17 protein-coding genes are annotated in these 19,015 nt (G+C 39.5%); 6 read left to right on the top strand and 11 right to left on the bottom strand.

Annotated features, from left to right (window positions below):
* Nucleotides 1-52: 52 nt before the first annotated feature.
* The gene (locus G476_RS0107675; protein ID WP_342664048.1) at nucleotides 53-1,741 is read left to right on the top strand and encodes an ABC-ATPase domain-containing protein; all 1,689 of its coding nucleotides are present in this window, start codon (nucleotides 53-55) and stop codon (nucleotides 1,739-1,741) included.
* Nucleotides 1,742-1,826: 85 nt separating this feature from the next.
* On the opposite strand, the gene msrB is transcribed toward G476_RS0107675, so the two are convergent.
* The 3 genes from msrB to G476_RS0107660 form a co-directional block, all read right to left on the bottom strand.
* The gene (gene msrB, locus G476_RS0107670) at nucleotides 1,827-2,258 is read right to left on the bottom strand and encodes a peptide-methionine (R)-S-oxide reductase MsrB (RefSeq protein WP_026689587.1); all 432 of its coding nucleotides are present in this window, start codon (nucleotides 2,256-2,258) and stop codon (nucleotides 1,827-1,829) included.
* 9 nt (nucleotides 2,259-2,267) lie between these two features.
* Nucleotides 2,268-2,783 (bottom strand): peptide-methionine (S)-S-oxide reductase MsrA, encoded by a 516-nt coding sequence (gene msrA / locus G476_RS0107665; protein WP_026689586.1) that lies wholly within the window; start codon nucleotides 2,781-2,783, stop codon nucleotides 2,268-2,270.
* Between the two features lie 74 nt (nucleotides 2,784-2,857).
* Nucleotides 2,858-3,826 (bottom strand): YbgA family protein, encoded by a 969-nt coding sequence (locus G476_RS0107660; protein WP_026689585.1) that lies wholly within the window; start codon nucleotides 3,824-3,826, stop codon nucleotides 2,858-2,860.
* Between the two features lie 84 nt (nucleotides 3,827-3,910).
* On the opposite strand from G476_RS0107660, the gene G476_RS0107655 reads away from it, so the two are divergent.
* Nucleotides 3,911-4,411 (top strand): DUF1722 domain-containing protein, encoded by a 501-nt coding sequence (locus tag G476_RS0107655; RefSeq protein WP_035186263.1) that lies wholly within the window; start codon nucleotides 3,911-3,913, stop codon nucleotides 4,409-4,411.
* A 401-nt stretch (nucleotides 4,412-4,812) separates the two neighbouring features.
* On the opposite strand, the gene G476_RS0107650 is transcribed toward G476_RS0107655, so the two are convergent.
* From G476_RS0107650 to G476_RS0107640, 3 genes are all read right to left on the bottom strand, one after another.
* The gene (locus G476_RS0107650; RefSeq protein WP_026689583.1) at nucleotides 4,813-5,736 is read right to left on the bottom strand and encodes a dipeptidase; all 924 of its coding nucleotides are present in this window, start codon (nucleotides 5,734-5,736) and stop codon (nucleotides 4,813-4,815) included.
* A 102-nt stretch (nucleotides 5,737-5,838) separates the two neighbouring features.
* A complete protein-coding gene (fumC, locus tag G476_RS0107645) occupies nucleotides 5,839-7,224 on the bottom strand; it encodes a class II fumarate hydratase (protein WP_026689582.1) in 1,386 nt (461 codons plus the stop codon).
* Between the two features lie 159 nt (nucleotides 7,225-7,383).
* Complete coding sequence (locus tag G476_RS0107640) at nucleotides 7,384-7,608, bottom strand: hypothetical protein (protein WP_156906534.1); 225 nt, start codon at nucleotides 7,606-7,608, stop codon at nucleotides 7,384-7,386.
* A gap of 402 nt (nucleotides 7,609-8,010) precedes the next feature.
* Between G476_RS0107640 and acsA the strand changes: the two genes are divergently transcribed.
* A complete protein-coding gene (gene acsA, locus G476_RS0107635) occupies nucleotides 8,011-9,720 on the top strand; it encodes an acetate--CoA ligase (RefSeq protein WP_026689580.1) in 1,710 nt (569 codons plus the stop codon).
* Nucleotides 9,721-9,796: 76 nt separating this feature from the next.
* On the opposite strand, the gene G476_RS0107630 is transcribed toward acsA, so the two are convergent.
* Nucleotides 9,797-10,399 carry a cell wall hydrolase gene (locus G476_RS0107630; RefSeq protein WP_026689579.1) on the bottom strand — a complete coding sequence of 201 codons (603 nt, stop codon included), beginning with the start codon at nucleotides 10,397-10,399 and terminating at the stop codon, nucleotides 9,797-9,799.
* 216 nt (nucleotides 10,400-10,615) lie between these two features.
* Here G476_RS0107630 and G476_RS0107625 point away from each other — a divergent pair, with 216 nt between their 5' ends.
* The 3 genes from G476_RS0107625 to G476_RS0107615 all read left to right on the top strand — a co-directional run bounded on the left by G476_RS0107625 (nucleotide 10,616) and on the right by G476_RS0107615 (nucleotide 13,876).
* The gene (locus tag G476_RS0107625) at nucleotides 10,616-12,010 is read left to right on the top strand and encodes a sigma-54 interaction domain-containing protein (protein WP_342664047.1); all 1,395 of its coding nucleotides are present in this window, start codon (nucleotides 10,616-10,618) and stop codon (nucleotides 12,008-12,010) included.
* A gap of 161 nt (nucleotides 12,011-12,171) precedes the next feature.
* Nucleotides 12,172-13,581: a lysine 2,3-aminomutase gene (kamA, locus tag G476_RS0107620; protein ID WP_026689577.1), complete on the top strand. Its 1,410-nt coding sequence runs from the start codon at nucleotides 12,172-12,174 to the stop codon at nucleotides 13,579-13,581.
* A gap of 16 nt (nucleotides 13,582-13,597) precedes the next feature.
* Nucleotides 13,598-13,876: a YokU family protein gene (locus G476_RS0107615; protein WP_026689576.1), complete on the top strand. Its 279-nt coding sequence runs from the start codon at nucleotides 13,598-13,600 to the stop codon at nucleotides 13,874-13,876.
* Nucleotides 13,877-14,242: 366 nt separating this feature from the next.
* On the opposite strand, the gene G476_RS0107610 is transcribed toward G476_RS0107615, so the two are convergent.
* The 4 genes from G476_RS0107610 to gabT form a co-directional block, all read right to left on the bottom strand.
* Nucleotides 14,243-14,635, bottom strand: coding sequence for a hypothetical protein (locus G476_RS0107610; RefSeq protein ID WP_026689575.1), 393 nt, complete (start codon nucleotides 14,633-14,635; stop codon nucleotides 14,243-14,245).
* 580 nt (nucleotides 14,636-15,215) lie between these two features.
* The gene (gene ablB / locus G476_RS0107605; protein WP_026689574.1) at nucleotides 15,216-16,004 is read right to left on the bottom strand and encodes a putative beta-lysine N-acetyltransferase; all 789 of its coding nucleotides are present in this window, start codon (nucleotides 16,002-16,004) and stop codon (nucleotides 15,216-15,218) included.
* A 238-nt stretch (nucleotides 16,005-16,242) separates the two neighbouring features.
* Nucleotides 16,243-17,661, bottom strand: coding sequence for an aldehyde dehydrogenase family protein (locus tag G476_RS0107600; RefSeq protein WP_026689573.1), 1,419 nt, complete (start codon nucleotides 17,659-17,661; stop codon nucleotides 16,243-16,245).
* A 6-nt stretch (nucleotides 17,662-17,667) separates the two neighbouring features.
* The gene (gene gabT, locus G476_RS0107595) at nucleotides 17,668-19,014 is read right to left on the bottom strand and encodes a 4-aminobutyrate--2-oxoglutarate transaminase (protein WP_026689572.1); all 1,347 of its coding nucleotides are present in this window, start codon (nucleotides 19,012-19,014) and stop codon (nucleotides 17,668-17,670) included.
* Nucleotide 19,015 lies beyond the last annotated feature (1 nt).

The following is a 19,015-nucleotide window of genomic DNA, read 5'->3' as shown; positions in this document are numbered from 1 at the left end:
ACCACTTATGATTTAATGTTAATTAGTACCGTTTTAAAGGAGTGTGCTATTCATGCCAATGGATGAACTTAGAAAAAAGCTTACACAAATGGATGGGAAGAGCTATAAAATGCTAAAGTCCATTCAAGGATCTTATAAAGAAAGAGATTTCACTTTACATATTGATTACGTTCAAGGAGATCCGTTTGCTTCCCCTTCTAAAGTCAGGGTAGTTGTTCCTTTTTCTCATGAAAAACGATCGACCGACTGTTTATCGACCGACGTTCGTAAAATAGCTGTGGAAGATATGATCGCTCGCTTTGTGAACAAGGAAATTAAGAAAAAACAAGTACCAAGAATGGGAACCGGAAAAGGAGGTTTGGTTGTCATTGACTCACCTGGTCAAGAAGTTCTTGATCGAACAGCGGTCAATGTCAATCCTCATCAAATCGACATTCGGTTAAGTATTGGTCTACCTGCTAATGGTAGAAGAATCAGAGGAAAAGACGCGGCAACTCTCTTAACCCACACTGTACCTGTAATTGTAACTAATGCGTTAGAAAAGATTACTAACACTAAAGTAAAAGACTACGTGATCCTTGCAGACAATCAAGAAGCGATCAGAAAAGACATGAAAAAACATAACATTGTTTCTTTCATTGCTAATGGATCTATCCTTCCAAGGGAAAGCGGGGTAAGTAATAAACCTTTAAAAGATGCAGTCCCTTTTCATTCTCCAGATGCGTTTGAACACACAGTTCACTTACCTGATGGTAGCACCATCACCGGTATGGCAATACCCCAAGGGATCACTCTCATTGCAGGTGGCGGTTATCACGGGAAAAGCACATTGTTAAAGGCGATTGAAAGAGGCGTTTACAATCACATTTTAGAGGACGGACGGGAATATGTATTGACCGAACAAAGCGCCGTTAAAATAAAAGCGGAAGATGGAAGAAGTGTACACGACGTAGATATAACACCTTTCATTACCAACCTTCCATTTAATAAAGATACTCAGTCTTTCTCCACAGACGATGCAAGTGGAAGTACGTCACAAGCAGCGTCCATTGTGGAAGCTTTAGAAATGAAATGCACACTGATGTTAATGGACGAGGATACGAGTGCCACAAACTTCATGATTCGTGACGCAAGAATGCAAAAACTTGTGGCAAACGAGCCGATTACTCCTTATTTGGATCATGTAAAACAGCTGTCGGACACCTTAAACATTTCTACGATCCTTGCGATCGGGGGTTCCGGTGATTATTTTGAAGCTGCAGACCATGTTATTCAGATGGACCATTACAAGCCTTTTGATAAAACGAAGCAAGCTAAAGAGATTGCCGGAGAATTAAAAAACAACAGATTGCACCAAACGCCCACTCCCATATCTTTGCCGAAACCACGCCGATTTGATAGACCTTCATTTGTAAATAAGCTTGGTCATAAGCAAAAGGTGGATGCCAAAGGAAAAGAGACGATCCTCTTTAATCGCACACCTATTGATCTGTCCCATGTGGAACAAATCATTGATCAAAGTCAGACTCGGGCTCTGGCAGTCATGCTCAAGCGGTTATCTACAACTTTTAAAGAGAACGACACAACAGTCATGCGTGCCATTGACCATTTATATGAAGAAATTGATCATAAAGGTCTTGATGTGCTAGGTACATTTAAAGGTCAACATCCTGGTGATTTGGCACTTCCAAGAAAACAAGAGCTGGTACAGACGTTAAATAGGTTCAGAAGGCATGGCTAACATTAGTAGTTTTAGCCACATATCTAAATTCTTTGGTTTTCAACTAAAAAGTGCGACACGATTTTGTAATCGCGCCGCACTTTTTTTAATTGAATAGTTTTTTGTACTCTCCATATCCTTCTTCTTCAAGCTTTTCATAAGGTATAAAGCGAAGAGCTGCCGAGTTAATACAATATCTTAGTCCACCAGGTTTAGGTCCATCTGTAAAAACATGACCAAGGTGCGAGTCTCCTTCATCACTTCTTACTTCTGTTCTTCTCATGCCATGTGAAAAATCGGCGTGTTCCTTAACTTGAGACTTGTCGATCGGCTTAGTGAAACTTGGCCATCCACAGCCAGCGTCATACTTATCAGTAGAGCTAAACAGCGGTTCGCCTGAAATGATATCAACATAAATGCCCTCTTCAAACCGATCCCAAAATTCGTTTTTAAAAGGAGGTTCCGTCCCGTTTTCTTGTGTAACCTTATATTGCATATCTGTTAATGTCCCTTTATCTTTTTTCGCTCGATTTGTCATCTTTAGAATCTACCTCCAGTGAGTGTTTAGAAAATCCGCGCGACCGCTTCCTTTTCTGTACATATTGTAATGAGTCGGGTTTTTCTTATAGTAATCTTGGTGATACTCTTCCGCTTCAAAAAAGACAGAAGCCGGTCTTATCTCCGTACAAATCGGCTTTTTAAATTTACCACTTGCAGCAAGCTTTTCACGTGACTGCTCTGCTAGCTTTTTTTGCTCATCATCATGAAAAAAAATAGCGGTTTTATATGATTCTCCCCGATCGTGAAATTGTCCGCCGGGATCAGTTGGATCAATTTGGGACCAATAGAGTTCAAGTAGTTTTTCATATTTAAATACGTCCGGGTCGTAAGTGATTTGTACAGCCTCCAAATGTCCGGTTGTATTTGTACAAACTTCTCTGTAGGTAGGGTTTTCTGTTTTCCCTCCCGTATAACCAGCCACGATCTTCTCAATCCCTGGTTGTTCATCAAATGGTGATACCATACACCAGAAACACCCTCCCGCAAACGTTGCTTTTTTCATATGCGTGACCACCTCATCTCATGTTCGTTGTTAAGTAGTATATCAATCATAACGGTCTTCGTCCAAAAGTATGTTTAGTAGCTTCGTCCCTTTCCTGAATCCGTTATTTCAACAAGGCTTTCCGGATAAGGTTCGAAATAAGTCTGATTAAACAGATAAGCTTGGTCGAATCTCAAGACCCAAGACTTTAATAAGCTTGTAATACTACTTAACGGGATACGTTTATCCTTATACTGATCGAGTAATGTAATAAAATGCTCTTTTTCAAGTGGCGTTAATTCTTTCTTAAAGAAGCTTAGTATATGTTGACATACGTTGATATGACTTGTGAATTTCGGCTTTTTCTTCATCATATTTAGCAATGTTCTTTCGTAGTAAAAATAGATTTCCTCCACTTTTTTACCATCGTGATTGGCAATACTTTTTCCCATCTCTTTTAATAGGCCGGGGTGGTAGGATAAAAAAAGGTATTTATTTCTTGCATGGAAATGATTTAATGCTTCCAAGCTCTTTGATTTCTTTATGTCCCGAAATTCGCTAAGGGTAAACACACTTGTTAAAAAGTGCTCTCGAATGGAGAAGTTACGGAGCCTCCCATCATCTTCAATAACCGAATCGGGAAAGTGTTCACTTACCTTTTTGGCAAATAAACCAGCACTTTTCTTCACTACAGGAGACTTTTCTATTCCTGCGTACACTTTTGTATCAAAAATACCACAGCTCGGAGACCGTCCTTTAAGTATAAAACCATCCACTTCACTCAATTCACTTAAAAAGAGATCGGAGAACTGATTCATTTGATTGGTAAGGTCTTTTTTTTCTGAAGGCAAAACAAGCCGCTCTTCTCCATTTGATTCGACAATTCGTATGGATTCCCGTGGCGTAGGTAAACCAATTTCTACTTCAGGACAAACAGGAATAAGTTCTGCGTTGTCAAAGAGCTGACTAACCGCATTGCTTTTAATCTTTGCACCATCGTATCGGCAAGCCTCGAACTCAAGACATTTGCTTACGACGATTCTGGGCTTTGTGAATGTACGCATGTAAGATACCCCTCTCATCATGTCTATGCTTCAATTAGGATCTATTTCCTTTATCATTTCCTATCTAGTAGAATATTTTACGAGGTGATTCAAATCGAACATCATGTAAAAAAAGTGACGGAACTACTTTGGTCAGTCAATAAATACGAATTGATGGCTAAAGGATATGGTCACTATAAAGAGATTCAAAAAATGCTCAAAGAAGCACAAACGGTAAGTGATTATTTTAACGTATATCAAACCATTAAAACGAAGAAAGGTATGCCGTTTTCACATAAGGACGTCATAAACACACTCGAGCATATTTGGGGTTATTTTAAATCTGAAGCTACTTTTAGTGAAAAACATTCTTTTTTCACCATGCTAGAGGAAGCAAGAACTTATTCTTCTTCAGAGTACGACATCTATCCAAGAGACGTTAAAAAGGCAATTGGCTTTTTGGCTTACTTATTGGAGTTATACCCTAATCGCTATATGGAACAATCATCAATTTTCAGACCCTGGTCCGAGTGGAATATGATCCGTTTAAACAAACAAACCATAAACGTATCGGAAAAAGACTATATTCATCCCAGATCACTTTAACCATTGTGGAATAAATCGTAAAAAAGCCCGGGAAGAATCTCCTCCCGGGTAAACTGGTACACCAATTTGAATTTTATAGATTGTTGTATATTACACAACAAACGGACGCTTTGTGCTCCATATTACATTTATTTTAAAAAGTGAGTATACTTCTTTGCAAATAACGTAATGTCATACGTTGTGTTGTGTCCTTTTGTTATGCGTAGCTGAACACTAACAGCGACACTCCTGCGGCTTTGGGGCCAAGCAAGACTTCGCAAAGGCTTACCCGAGAAGGCTCCGCCGACACCGCCGCAGAAAGGGAGCGAATGGGGTGAAGCGGAGCTTTATAAAATGATAAGAGGATAATACTCTTTTTTAAAACCAACAACCTATTTAAAAATAGCCATGTTTAACGGAAGTTAGATGGGTAAATGATTGAGGACGTTCTTGTATGCAAACCCCTTAACCTCTTCTTCACTATAGCGTTTTAGCAATTCTTCAATAAGATTTTGGTACTCTCCTGAATGGGTTAAACGAGTAACGACTCGGTCGATCCCATCAAAATCAGATCCAAAAGCAATATGATCCTTTCCTCCAAGCTCACAAAAATGGTCAATATGTTTCACTAAATCATCAATATCACAGGAGTCCGCGTCATCTTTAATAAAAGGGGGATGAAACACTACACCTAGGAGACCATCTCTTTGAAACAACGCTTGAGCTTGTTCATCGGTCAAATTTCTTCTGTGACTACATAAAGTTTTGGCATTTGAATGGGTCGCCACAGGGTATTTTGCTACTTTCATTACATCCCAAAAACCAGGTTCAGTTAAATGAGATACATCTGTCCAAACCTTATACTCATTGTTTAAACGAACCACCTCAAACCCCAATTCCGTCAATCCTCCGTTACGGGGCTCTCCAACCCCGTCAGCGCAAAGGTTTGCGTTATTCCACGTGAGTCCCAACGACTTTACGCCGAGTCTGTATAACGTCCTTAACTTCCCTAGATCGTTACCAAAGGCATCGGCCCCTTCTAAAGTAAGCATAGCCCCAATTTCATTCGGTTCTAATTCCGTTAAATCGGACCATTCTTTTATGTGTCTAACTCCTTTTTGCGTCAAAACTCTTGTGTAAAATAAATCAATTTGATCCATGGCTACTTGAAACTTCAGATCGCTCGGGATCTCAGGCTCAACAAAAACCGCGTAGAGCTGTACCTTCACGTCACCACGAACAAGCCTCTCCATGTTTGTATGGAAATCTGAATTATTTACATAAGTCCTACCCGGATTCTCCCACAATTTCAGAAGAGCGTCGCAATGTAAATCGAATACGCGCATAAACATACTCCTTCTATATAAGTCTAAATCTTTACTAGTATATCAGGGGTGACAGGTAAAGAGACGTCCAACAACCTATTGGACGTCTCTTTTTAAAAGATTTTATTTATTTGGTCCAATCATATTTTCCGGTTTTACCATACTATCGAATTCTTCCTCTGTCAGAAACCCGAGTTCTGTTGCCGATTCTTTTAACGTAGTACCTTCTTCAAATGCTTTTTTCGCTATTTTAGCGGCCTTTTCATAGCCGATATGGGGATTTAATGCCGTTACAAGCATTAACGAATTTTTAACGTGGTTTTCAATGACATCTTCATTTGCTTCAATCCCTACTAGACAATTGTCTGTAAAGGAGTTCATCGCATCGGACAATAACCTTACAGATTGAAGAAAGTTATAGATGATAACCGGTTTAAACACGTTTAATTCAAAGTTTCCTTGGCTAGAGGCAAACCCAATCGCAGCATCGTTGCCAAAAACTTGAGATACGACCATCGTAAGGGCTTCACTTTGAGTCGGATTAACTTTACCTGGCATAATAGAGCTTCCCGGTTCATTGGCAGGTATAGTCAATTCTCCAATTCCAGATCGCGGACCACTTGATAACCAACGTACATCATTGGCAATTTTCATGAGGTCTGCGGCCAGCGCTTTTAAGGCCCCGTGAGCATAGGTGATTTCGTCATGACTGGTGAGGGCATGAAATTTATTTTCAGAGGAATAGAATTCATGACCTGTTATGGAACTGATCTCACTTGCAACCATGTCACCGAATTTAGAATGTGCGTTAATCCCTGTACCTACAGCTGTTCCACCAATGGCAAGAGCTCGCATGTGTTCAGTACTCTCTTTAATCATTTGCTCACTCTTTTTCAGCATATGAACCCACCCACTCATTTCTTGACCTAAAGTGAGTGGTGTTGCGTCTTGTAAATGAGTACGTCCAATTTTGATGACATCTTGAAAAGAAATGACTTTCTCTTCCAATACACCCCTCATATGTCTCACAGCTGGAAGCAGTCTTTCATATACATCCAAAACTGCTGCAATATGCATAGCAGTAGGGAATGTATCGTTGGAACTTTGTGATTGATTGACATCATCATTAGGGTGAACAGTTAGATCGGAACTCTTTTTTAATTGCTCATTCGCTTTATAGGCGATGACTTCATTCATGTTCATATTAGACTGAGTCCCGCTCCCTGTTTGCCAGACCACAAGAGGAAAATGCTCTGTATGCTTCTCTTTTCTGATCATTTCACACACATGGGTAATGGCTTTCGCCTTTTCAAACTCCATATTGTGTAAATCAGCATTTGCCTTGGCACAGGCTTCTTTTAACACAGTAAAAGCGGAAACAATTTCAGGAGGCATCTTTTCGTTACCAATCTTAAAGTTTTCAAGGCTTCGTTGAGTTTGGGCACCCCACCATTTGTCTTTGGGAACTCTCATTTCACCTAGAGTATCTCGTTCAATTCGATAATCCATCATTTGCTCCTCCTTTAGTTTCATCTCTTCTGTTAATCTACCCCCAACGAGCGATGCTTAAAACAAAATGAGCATGCCTCATAGTCATTAAGCTACTGAATGTTAGAGGAAATATGTGTCCTTTTAATATGTGTAGTCGATCGCGTATTACGTGATAATTTAAAACCATACAGAGGGAATCATCATCACAGAATCAACTAGTCTCATAATGATATAAATAAACAGGAGAATCAGTCCTGCAGTTATAACAAACTTTAAAATCGTACCAACTACTCTTAATACGATAAAACCAACAACGATTAATATTACTATTCCTAGCCAATCCATCTTTAAAATCTCTCCTTTGCTTTCTGCTGTTGCAAGTATAAACAACGTTGATTTCATGAAAATCATTCATTACGCTATTTTATACAATTGATAACCTCCTACATTTTATCATGTGAGGCGGTGCGAAGGCGAAATTTACATCGTATTTTACCTTTTAAGTCGTGATCCATCTCCATGTCAATACTTCGGAAAAAAAGCGACATAGACGACCCGAAAAAAAATGCCTTAGGTGTATTATCACATGTGTTTTACCCACTTTTCTTCCCCATACTTCTATAAAAATAACTGTTGTATCATACATCAAGCCTTTCCACTCTCACCTTTGTAAAATCATTTAATTAATTGTATCTTTCTGTAGAGTGTTGACAATTCAATGGTTTTTTAGGTAACGTTTAACTATGCTTAAAATTCTGATATTTCAGAGTGTTGTATTAACATAATTCGCGGAGGTGCTTGATTTTGAAAGTATTACAGCCAAAGTCTACTTTACATCAGCTTGAAAATTATGAAGCAACAAAACAAAATTTTGACTGGAATCAAGTGAAAGAAGCATTTTCATGGCACGAAACAGGACGTGTGAATTTAGCGTATGAAGCGATTGACCGTCATGTTGAGGATGGGCTTGGTAATAAGCCAGCTTTACTCTATTCAGATGCAGATCGTGACGAAACCTATACGTTTCGCCAGCTGAGAGACTTATCAAATCAAGCCGGGTCTATGTTAAAAGATTTAGGAGTGGAAAAAGGTGACCGCGTCTTTATTTTCATGCCTCGCTCTCCTGAGCTTTATGTTTCTCTTCTCGGCACAATAAAGATCGGTGCTGTTGTAGGGCCACTTTTTGAAGCATTCATGAAAGATGCTGTTAAAGCTCGCTTGGAAGATAGTGAAGCTAAAGTATTGGTTACAACACCAGCCCTTCTACCACGAGTTCCATTAGACGAGTTGCCTCACCTTGAAAAAGTCGTTATTGTTGGTGACGAACTTCCGGATGGCGAAAAATTCGTCTCTTATTATGATAAAATGAAAGCGGCTTCAAAAGAGTCTGTAGTTGAATGGGTCGACTTGGAAGATGGACTTATCCTTCACTATACATCTGGATCAACTGGTAAACCTAAAGGGGTTTATCACGTACACAATGCCATGCTTCAACATTATCAAACATCCAAATGGGTGTTGGATCTTAAAGAGGACGACACGTATTGGTGTACAGCTGATCCTGGCTGGGTAACAGGTACATCTTATGGTATCTTCGGACCATGGTTGACCGGTGTAACAAATGTCGTACGTGGTGGCCGTTTCTCTCCCCAAGATTGGTACGAGACTTTAGAAAAATACAACGTAACTGTATGGTACAGTGCACCAACGGCGTTTCGCATGCTAATGGCAGCCGATCCGAACATTAAAGAAATGTTTGACTTAAGCTCCATTCGTCATATTTTAAGTGTAGGGGAGCCATTGAATCCTGAAGTCGTTCGTTGGGGTAATGAAGTCTTCGACCGCCGCATCCATGATACGTGGTGGATGACAGAAACAGGCGGGATGTTAATTTGTAACTACCCTACTGAACCCATTAAACCGGGATCCATGGGTAAACCTTTCCCTGGTGTAGAAGCTGCCATTATTAATGACCACGGTGAGGAACTACCACCAAACGAAATGGGTAATTTGGCTATAAAAGCCGGCTGGCCTTCGATGATGCGTAAGATCTGGAAGAACGATGAAAAATTCAAAGAGTATTTCGCCATTGAAGGATGGTATGTTTCTGGTGATACCGCTTATCGTGATGAAGAAGGATACTTCTGGTTCCAAGGACGTAATGATGATGTCATCAATACTGCCGGTGAGCGTGTAGGTCCTTTTGAGATTGAAAGTAAATTAGTCGAGCATCGTGCAGTAGCAGAAGCAGGCGTTATTGGTAAACCCGATCCAGTGAGAGGTCACATTATCAAGGCTTTTGTTTCTCTTCGTGACGGGTATACCGAAGATGAAGAACTTGTAGATGAAATTAAGCAATTTATCAAAAAAGAGCTTTCCGCTCATGCGATGCCAAGGGAAATCGAATTTAAGGATAAGCTTCCAAAAACTCGAAGTGGAAAAATTATGCGACGAGTATTAAAAGCGTGGGAACTCGGTGAACCTGTCGGGGACCTTTCAACGATGGAAGATTAAAAAGATGAAAAAAGCAGCCGGAATCACATCCGGCTGCTTTTCTTATGGTCGATAACTTCACCATGTGAACCTCTTTTTAGTTAGAGGCAAAAACGTGGTTTCCGATTTGAGAATCAATGGTTAAACGGTTTACCCACTCTGAAGTAGATGTTTCAGGGTTAAAGAAGAAAAGGGCACCGTTAGAAGGGTCATTACCATTTACAGCTTCACGTGTTGCATCAATTGCTTCTTGATCTGCCAATTGATTAATTTGACCGTTTTGTACCGGTTCGAATGCAAACGTATTGCCGCTGTTGTGCGTTTCATAAATAACCCCTTCAATCGTATCTGGGAAATCAGAGCTTTCTACACGGTTGAGAACAACGGCAGCTACCGCTACTTTCCCTTCGTAGGACTCACCTTCAGCTTCTGCATGAACAAGGCGTGAAAGAATGTCAATCTCGCCTTCACTTACAACCGCATCACCATCAGTAAGTGTTAAGGTTTGTCCAGGGTAAATCAGAGAATCTGTTAGTCCATTTGCATTTTTTAATTGATCAACAGTTGTTCCATACTCTTGACTAATATTCCAAAGTGTATCGCCACTTTTAACTGTATATTCATTTGAAGACGCATTTGTCTGCTCAGGCAAAATCAAAGCAGCCAGTGCTACCGCGCCTGCGATCATCCATTTCTTCATAAAATAAATACCTCCTTGAATAAACAATGTTTCTGTGTCTAAATGACACTTATTATCGTAACGTGTCCTTCGTTCTTTTTTCATTAGTTGATTTATAGTAACAAATCAATTTTTTGGAAACTTTTATTGCAATTTCTTTAAAGGACCATTACACTTAAAATGTGCTGAAAATTCAGCACATTACAAAAAAACCGGCACCTAAAGGGGGCGTTGTCCTTGTTTTATACCCAAACAGATACAAATGAGATGCTTAAAGCCATTTTGAATAGTATAGATGAAGGGATTCACGTCATCGATCAAGATGCAAAAACCATCTACTACAACCAAATCGCAGCCGACCATGACGGTCTAAACGTATCAGATGTGATCGGTAAACCTCTTTTGTCTGTTTTTCCTTCCTTAAAAGAAGAAACCAGCACCTTAATCAAAGTAATGAAAACCGGGGAGCCAATCTTTAACCAACACCAAACATACAGAAATATGAAAGGACAACTCATAGACACTGTAAATACCACCATTCCTATATTCGTAGCGCACAAATTAATTGGGTCTGTTGAAATTGCAAAAGATATGAGTCGTGTTAAAGACCTTTCACTTAAGCTCCTAGACTTACAAGCAAAGATTGACGATCGCTCCACAAAAGCAAAACAAATGACTCATGACAAAGTGTCTTTCGAGTTTGATCATATCCTGTCACAATCAAATGAGATTGTTCAAATTAAAAAACAAGCAAAGAAAGTGGCAAAGACCAATTCCCCTGTTTTTGTATACGGTGAAACAGGTACTGGAAAGGAACTCCTCGTTCAAGCTATACACAATCATTCACCAAGGAGAAACCGACCATTCATTTCTCAAAATTGTGCTGCCATACCTGCTACATTATTAGAAAGTATTTTGTTCGGAACGGTTAAGGGAAGTTTTACAGGTGCTGAAGAACGTGAAGGTTTCTTTGAACTAGCCCACGGTGGAACATTATTTTTAGATGAAGTCCAGACGCTTCCTATGGAACTACAAGCCAAGTTATTACGCGTTCTTGAAGACGGTATCGTAAGAAGGGTCGGATCCAATAGAAGTTTTTCAACAGATGTTCGAATTATTGCAGCAACCAACGAAAATCCTGAAGACCTTTTGCAAAAGAAGCTTATGCGTCCGGACCTATACTATCGATTGAACGTTGTACCATTGGAGTTACCACCTTTACGTAAGCGCAAGAGTGATATCCCGCTTCTGGTTGATCACTTCATATCGACATATAATTTTAAATTCAATAAACTCGTATCAAAAATCGATAATAAAGCCTTACAATCTCTTAAATCCTATTTGTGGCCAGGAAATGTGCGGGAGTTAAAGCATGCCATCGAGGCTGCCATGAATATCGCTGATGAACACATCACCTATGAAGACCTCCCTTTTCACATACAAAAAGCACACCTTCCGCACACCTCCACCACGTCGTCTCTAAAAGAAAAAGTAGACGCATATGAAGCACAAATGATCCAAGAAACTCTGCAAGAAACAGGTGGAAATGTAAAAAGAGCGGCCCTCTTATTAAACATTCCAAGACAAACATTACAGTACAAGCTCATTAAATATAATCTTGTTAAACCTTAAGAGGTGCCTAAAATTAGGCACCTCTTATTAGTTGTTTATGAGATGCACCTTTCCATCTTCTTACTGCACAAAGGTTTAGGAGAATTTAAATTACAAGATGCACTTGGCACGGCTTTTGCATTAACTAATACATGAGAATATTTTGTGGGAGGAAATACCTTATGAAAATGGACCTTTACAAACCTAAAAGACATTGGAAAGAGATCGAGTTATGGAAAGATGTACCCGAGGAGAAATGGAACGACTGGATTTGGCAACTGACCAATACAATCCGCACGCTTGATGACCTGAAAAAAGTGATCAACCTCACCCCAGACGAAGAAGCAGGGGTAAAAATATCTACAAAAACAATTCCATTGAACATTACGCCATATTACGCGTCTTTAATGAACCCAGATGACCCTCGATGTCCGATCCGTATGCAAAGTGTACCAATCTCCAAAGAAATTGAAAAATCCAAGTACGATATGGAAGATCCTTTATCAGAGGATGACGACTCCCCTGTTCCAGGATTAACGCACAGATATCCGGATCGTGTTTTATTCTTAGTCACGAATCAATGCTCTATGTACTGCCGCTATTGTACGAGAAGACGCTTCTCGGGACAAATCGGAATGGGTGTACCAAAAAAACAACTAGACGGGGCAATTCAATACATTGCATCCAATCCAGAAGTTCGCGATGTGCTCATTTCGGGTGGAGACGGACTTTTAATCAATGACCAAATTCTTGAGTATGTGCTCAAGAATTTAAGAGAAATTGATCATGTTGAGATTATCCGAATTGGAACTCGTGCACCAGTCGTATTTCCTCAACGAATTACAGAGAACCTCTGTAGTATCTTAAAAAAATACCACCCTATATGGTTGAATACTCACTTCAACACAAGCTTGGAAATTACAGAGGAGTCCAAACGAGCGTGTGAAATGCTCGCCAATGCAGGTGTTCCTGTTGGAAACCAAGCTGTAATTTTAAAAGGTATTAACGACAGTGTTGATATTATGAAAAAACTCATGCATGACCTCGTCAAAATTCGCGTGCGCCCATACTATATTTATCAGTGTGACCTAAGTGAAGGAATCGGTCATTTCAGAGCCCCTGTGTCAAAAGGGCTTGAAATCATTGAAGGATTAAGAGGCCACACTTCTGGCTATGCTGTACCTGCATTCGTTGTTGATGCACCAGGCGGAGGAGGTAAGATTACCCTTCAACCGAACTATTTAATTTCACAAAGCCATGACAAAGTGGTGTTAAGAAACTTCGAAGGTGTTATTTCTACGTATCCGGAACCGAAGGGGTATGTTCCAGACACTGCTGACGATTATTTCTATGAATATTATAAAAAGAAAGATGAACCGCGTATTGGTATTTCAGCGTTACTAAATGATGAAAAAAGTGCCATCACACCTGAGGGTTTAAAGCGTCTTGAACGTCGTAAAACTTACGAACAAAACGAGGAACACCGGACATTAAAAGATCAACGTGAAAAAAGAGATCAGATGAAAGAGCGCAAATTCTTAAAAGAGCAAAAGATGTACGAAGAAAAATCAGACAAACGAGAAGAAGCGTAACTCAGGAGGTGTTTATATGAAATGTAAATGGTGCGAATTAGATCATGCCATTCACAGTTTGGAGTCAGCCTACTGGGAGCTTCCCGATGGAAGTCGTGCTGTAGAAATTACTCAAGTGCCATCAGTCAAATGCCCTGATTGTGACATGGTTTATATTGAAGAAGAAAAAATCTCAGACATTGAAGATCAATTCATGCTCATCGATACGAAGAAGCTCGACATGAGTTTCTCATATCAAACACTTATGAGCCAACCAAAATTCCTAAAAAAGAATTACTTTAATTTTGATCGCTAAAAAAGCCCAACGACCATTTTGGTAACGGGTTTACTTGAGAGGTACAAAACGCGAAATCGCTGACGAATTCACACGCTAAATCACACATCTTTCGCAATTAAAATCACCGTGTAATTCGCATATTAAAATGGCACGAAGAACCGAGTCTTCGTGCCATTATTTTTATGTTTGCTTATTGCACTAACGCTTACCCTTTAGTTGAAGAATGTATTTTATATTTCAACAATAAACCAAACCAAATCCCTCCATCTTCATCAGTAATTAATCTTCAATGTCTTTAACAACTATCTGTGCTTTTTTATACACTAATTATAATGTTTTTCTCGTATTTTTTCTTATTACACTAGTCGAGTAGAAATTTGTACTTTATATTTCTTTAGGCTTATCATTTTGATCTGCATTTTTAGTTTTTCTACGATAAAGCCATGCAAGCCCTATTCCGCAAGAAGCTCCTATTACTGAATTAAAATAAAATAATAGATACACAATGATTACATATCCCTCGAGAAATGCAGCCGTAACAAGAAAAACTAATAAGCCTGCACATATATAACCGATAGCTGTGCTTTTGTTAGTCAATAGAGCTATTACCAAGAAAATTACTAATGAAATAAGAAAACAAAAACGAAATGAATTTAGAAACCATAAATACTCAAAAAAATCTTCATACTCTTTTAATATTCTATCTAGTAAAAATAGGAAACCAACATTTAGAATAAATAGAAAAAAACAAGCTAGTTGCTTATTACTATATTCCATTAATCTTCGCCCCTATATTTAATTTAATTAAATCTTGATTTTATCGAGCGTCTAAAAAAGAAATATTTTTCACAAAATATATTCTGCACTGCCCCTTGTTATTTAATCAACAATGGCATAAATGCCTTGACATGAATATCAAAAATAGATTGTGCATCATTATTGGTTGCCTTTTCTAACCTAATATTCATTTCTTCACCTTCTTATTTAATTTTGCTATTTGTAGCATTATTCTATAGTCCAAAAAATTCCTTCTTTAAGGATTCTCCCTCCCCGTTAGTTTAAGTGCATTGCTGGACAAAGTCTTTATTTTCCTTTCATTTTTTTAACATAAATATCCAAAACCTTCCCTATGACATAGGGATTCACATGAGAATCACAACAAGGAAATATTTATTTCCACCTATGTGAATAGGGTTGTGAATTTATGTGTGATTTCATCTCTATTTAACGTTAAAACACTGATATAACAACAAAAGACACATGCGATTTACAGCAGAAAATGCATGTGTTTTTGCTTGTGAACGGCTTGTTTGCACCTCTGAAGTAAACCCGTTACCATTTTGGTCGTTAGGTTTCTTTATAGTGATTTACTCCACACGTTCATATCCTCAAATCCACTCGTTATGATACAGTTGTTCACTAGTGTACCTTCATAATCATATCCGAGTCGTTTGACTGTCATGTTCATTCCAGTCGAACGGGCACGTGTAATTGAGAATAGGTTGTAAATGCCTTCCTTCTTGCAACTTTTCTCTAGGTCTTCAATCAAAATGTGCAGCAGTTGTTTTCCTCTATATTCAGGATTAACGGCACAATCTGTAACTTCGGCACTGTTATAACCGGTTCTCATCGCAGATGCAGCAGCAATGACTTCATCTCCATTTTTAGCTACAACAAACATGTAGTCGGTGCGAATGGCTTCTTTTAACGCTTCCACTTCAAACACATTTGTAGGGTACTTTGGAAAAACCTTTTTATAAAGCTTCGCAAGAGAAGATAGCTCCTCTTCTTGAACAATACCGATCGGATAAACGGTGGATGGCGTGAGCGTTTTACGATCGTTTTGAACGACTTGAAGAATGCTTTTGTTATCTTCTAATGTAGTAGATTGTTGTCTTTCCTTTTTATCGTATTGGGTCATTATGACCGCCATTTCTCCGTCAAAAAAACCACTCGTCACAGCTTCTTGTTCAAACCCCTGACTTTCAAGAGCTGCTTTGTGTTCCGAAGTCGTATAGACAATCCGTTTGCCTCTCGTTTTTTCTTGAAGGTCTTTTTTTAATTTTTCTTCATCATCGTATGTAAAAGAAGGCAGGTAAGCGACTAATCGGTCGTTTTTTTCGTCAAAATCCCATTTATTTTCCATGTAAATCAATCTCCCTTCCCCAATGGTAGTATTTGATCTAGGTTCTTCGTCTTTGTAAGATCCCTTCAGTAGAAGATAAAGATAACTCTTTTAAAAGGGTTCTCACCTTTTGTTATTGATTGAATCAAACGAGGCGCCCGTTCGATCGACACCCCGTTTTTCTGTTGGTTGTTTGCATTTAGATGATTACTATTCTTCACTTACTAGAAGGGATCCCTTACACCACTTCTGTACAACGTTATTTCTTAAATGAAACGAGCTTCAATTCAGTCATTTCTTCAATAGCGTATTTAATTCCTTCACGACCGAACCCGCTCTTTTTTACACCACCATAGGGCATATGGTCAACACGGAACGTTGGAATGTCATTAATAAGTACGCCACCTACTTCCAACTCTTCCGAAGCTTGAAAGGCTTTTTTCATGTCTAACGTAAACACACCGGCTTGAAGGCCAAAGTCAGAGTTGTTCACAGCTTCTATGGCCTCTTCCCATTTTGAAAATGCGTTTATGTGCACCACAGGACCGAATACTTCTTCGCAGGACACGGATGAATCTAACGGAGCATCTGCCAATATAGTAGGTAAGACCACATTTCCTTTTTGCGTTCCTCCGCATACGACACTTGCTCCACCTTCTTTTGCTTCATCGATCCACTTCATCACTCGATTGCAGTCATCCTTTGTAATGAGCGCGCTAACATCGGTTGCTTCATCTAGAGGGTGGCCATATACCAAACGACTGGCCCTTTCTTTCATCGCATCAATCACTTGTTCTTTAAGCGTTTCGTGAACAAAAATTCGTTGAAGACTAATACATACTTGACCTTGATAAGCAAACGCGCCTAACACAAGGCGGTCTGCAATGTCCTCTACATTCACACCTTCATCGATAATGACGGCACTGTTTGACCCAAGCTCTAACGTCATTTTTTTAAGTCCTGCTTTATTTCGAAGAGAAATGCCTACTTCAGGGCTTCCTGTGAAGGTGATGACACTGACCCGATCATCAGTAACCAAAGTCTCTCCAACAACGCTTCCTTTACCTGTAATAACGTTTAATGCCCCTTTTGGCAATCCTGCCTTATCAAACAGCTCAGCGATAAAATAAGCACTCATCGGCGTTTGAGAAGCCGGTTTTAATATGATGGGATTTCCCGCTGCAATAGCCGGCCCCAGTTTATGTGCAACCAAATTCATAGGAAAATTAAAGGGTGTGATCGCAGCTACAACTCCAGCTGGTTCACGGACCGTATAGGCGACTCTCCCCTCTCCTCCAGGGGCTGCATCCATATTAATCATTTCATTTTTTATTCTTCTAGCTTCTTCACTCGCAAATTTATAAGTCATAATCGTTCTTGCTACTTCGGTACGGGCTGTTTGAATCGGTTTTGCTGCTTCTTGGCAAATCAGTCGGGCTGCTTCTTCTCTGTTCTCTTCAAGTAAACGACTCACATTCTCTAATATTTCCGCCCTTTGATGAGCGGGAAGGATACGTAGTGTTTTTCGAGTTTGATACGCGCTTTCAATTGCTCTTTTCGTTTCTTCAACTGAAGCCATAGGGATTTCACCTAGTCGTTCATGATCATAGGGAGATGTAAGTTCTTGGTATGACGTACCTTCTATCCATTCTCCACCGATAAATAGCTTTTTTCTCACACCGAATCACTCCTTTTGACGATGAGTACATACTTCGCTTAAGACACTCTCCAAAACATGTAACCCTTCATTCAGTTGCTTATCTGTAATCACAAGTGGGGATAGGGTTCTGATTACATTTCCATAAAGGCCGGATCCCATAATGAGTAAACCTCTTTGAATACATGTTTGGATAATGGTCTGTGTTAATGCTTTGTCTGGTTCTTTTGTTTTCCTATTCGAAACGATTTCCATAGCGTTCATAGCACCTAAGCCTCTTACGTCCCCTACTTCCTCAAATTGCTCATGCCACTTGTAAAAAGCGGACATCACAGTCTCCCCGATTGCTTTTGCTCTATTCGGCAACTGCTCTCTCTCCATTAGACGAATCACTTCAAGTGCAGATACACAACCTAGTGGGCTTCCCCCGTAAGTACCACCAATCTCTCCAATACCGGCTGAATCCATAATCTCAGCACGTCCTGTAACAGCACTTATGGGAAAACCTGCAGCAATGGACTTAGACATGGTCATAAGATCCGGTACGATGTCAAAATGATCGCACGCAAACATTTCACCCGTTCTGCCGAATCCAGTTTGAACTTCATCCGCTATAAACACTATTCCATATTTTTCACAAATCTCCTTCACACCGTGGATAAATTTCCTACTCGGTGCTACAAAGCCCCCTTCACCTTGAACGGGTTCTAATATGATTGCAGCCGTTTCTTCATAAGATACATCTGACAAGAAGAACGTTTCTAGGCGCTTTAGGCACTCTATATCCACATCTTCATTGCTCATTCCTTCAGGCTTTCGGTAATAATATGGATAAGGTAATTTATAGGTTTCTCCTACAAAAGGACCGAACTCATACTTGTATGGTTTCACCTTACTTGTTAAACTCATTGCCATATACGTCCGGCCATGAAAACCACGTTCAAATGAAATAACGGCTTTTCTTCCCGTGTATTTTCGGGCCAATTTTACTGCATTTTCAACAGCCTCGGCTCCAGAATTTAAAAAGAACGTTTTTTTATAATGGTCACCAGGTGTAATAGCATTTAGTTTTTCGGCTAATTCAATGTAAGGTTCGTACATCATGACATGAAAGCATGGATGGATAAATGCATCGAGTTGTGCTTTGATTGCATCTACCACCTCTTTAGGACTATGGCCCACATTTAAGGAGCCGATGGCACCTGCAAAGTCAATGAATTCATTTCCATCAACATCTGTTAAAATAGCCCCTTCCCCTTTAGAAGCAAATGTTGGTGCTGTATTAAACGGTCCTTTCGGAATATGGTGGTCCCGTCTTTTCATAAGCTCTTTTCCCTTTGGTCCTGGAATATTCGTACGTACTTGTTTATTCATA

The organism is Alteribacter aurantiacus DSM 18675 (assembly GCF_000429705.1).
Lineage (GTDB): Bacteria > Bacillota > Bacilli > Bacillales > Salisediminibacteriaceae > Alteribacter > Alteribacter aurantiacus.
This window is presented reverse-complemented; position numbering and strand designations above follow the sequence as displayed.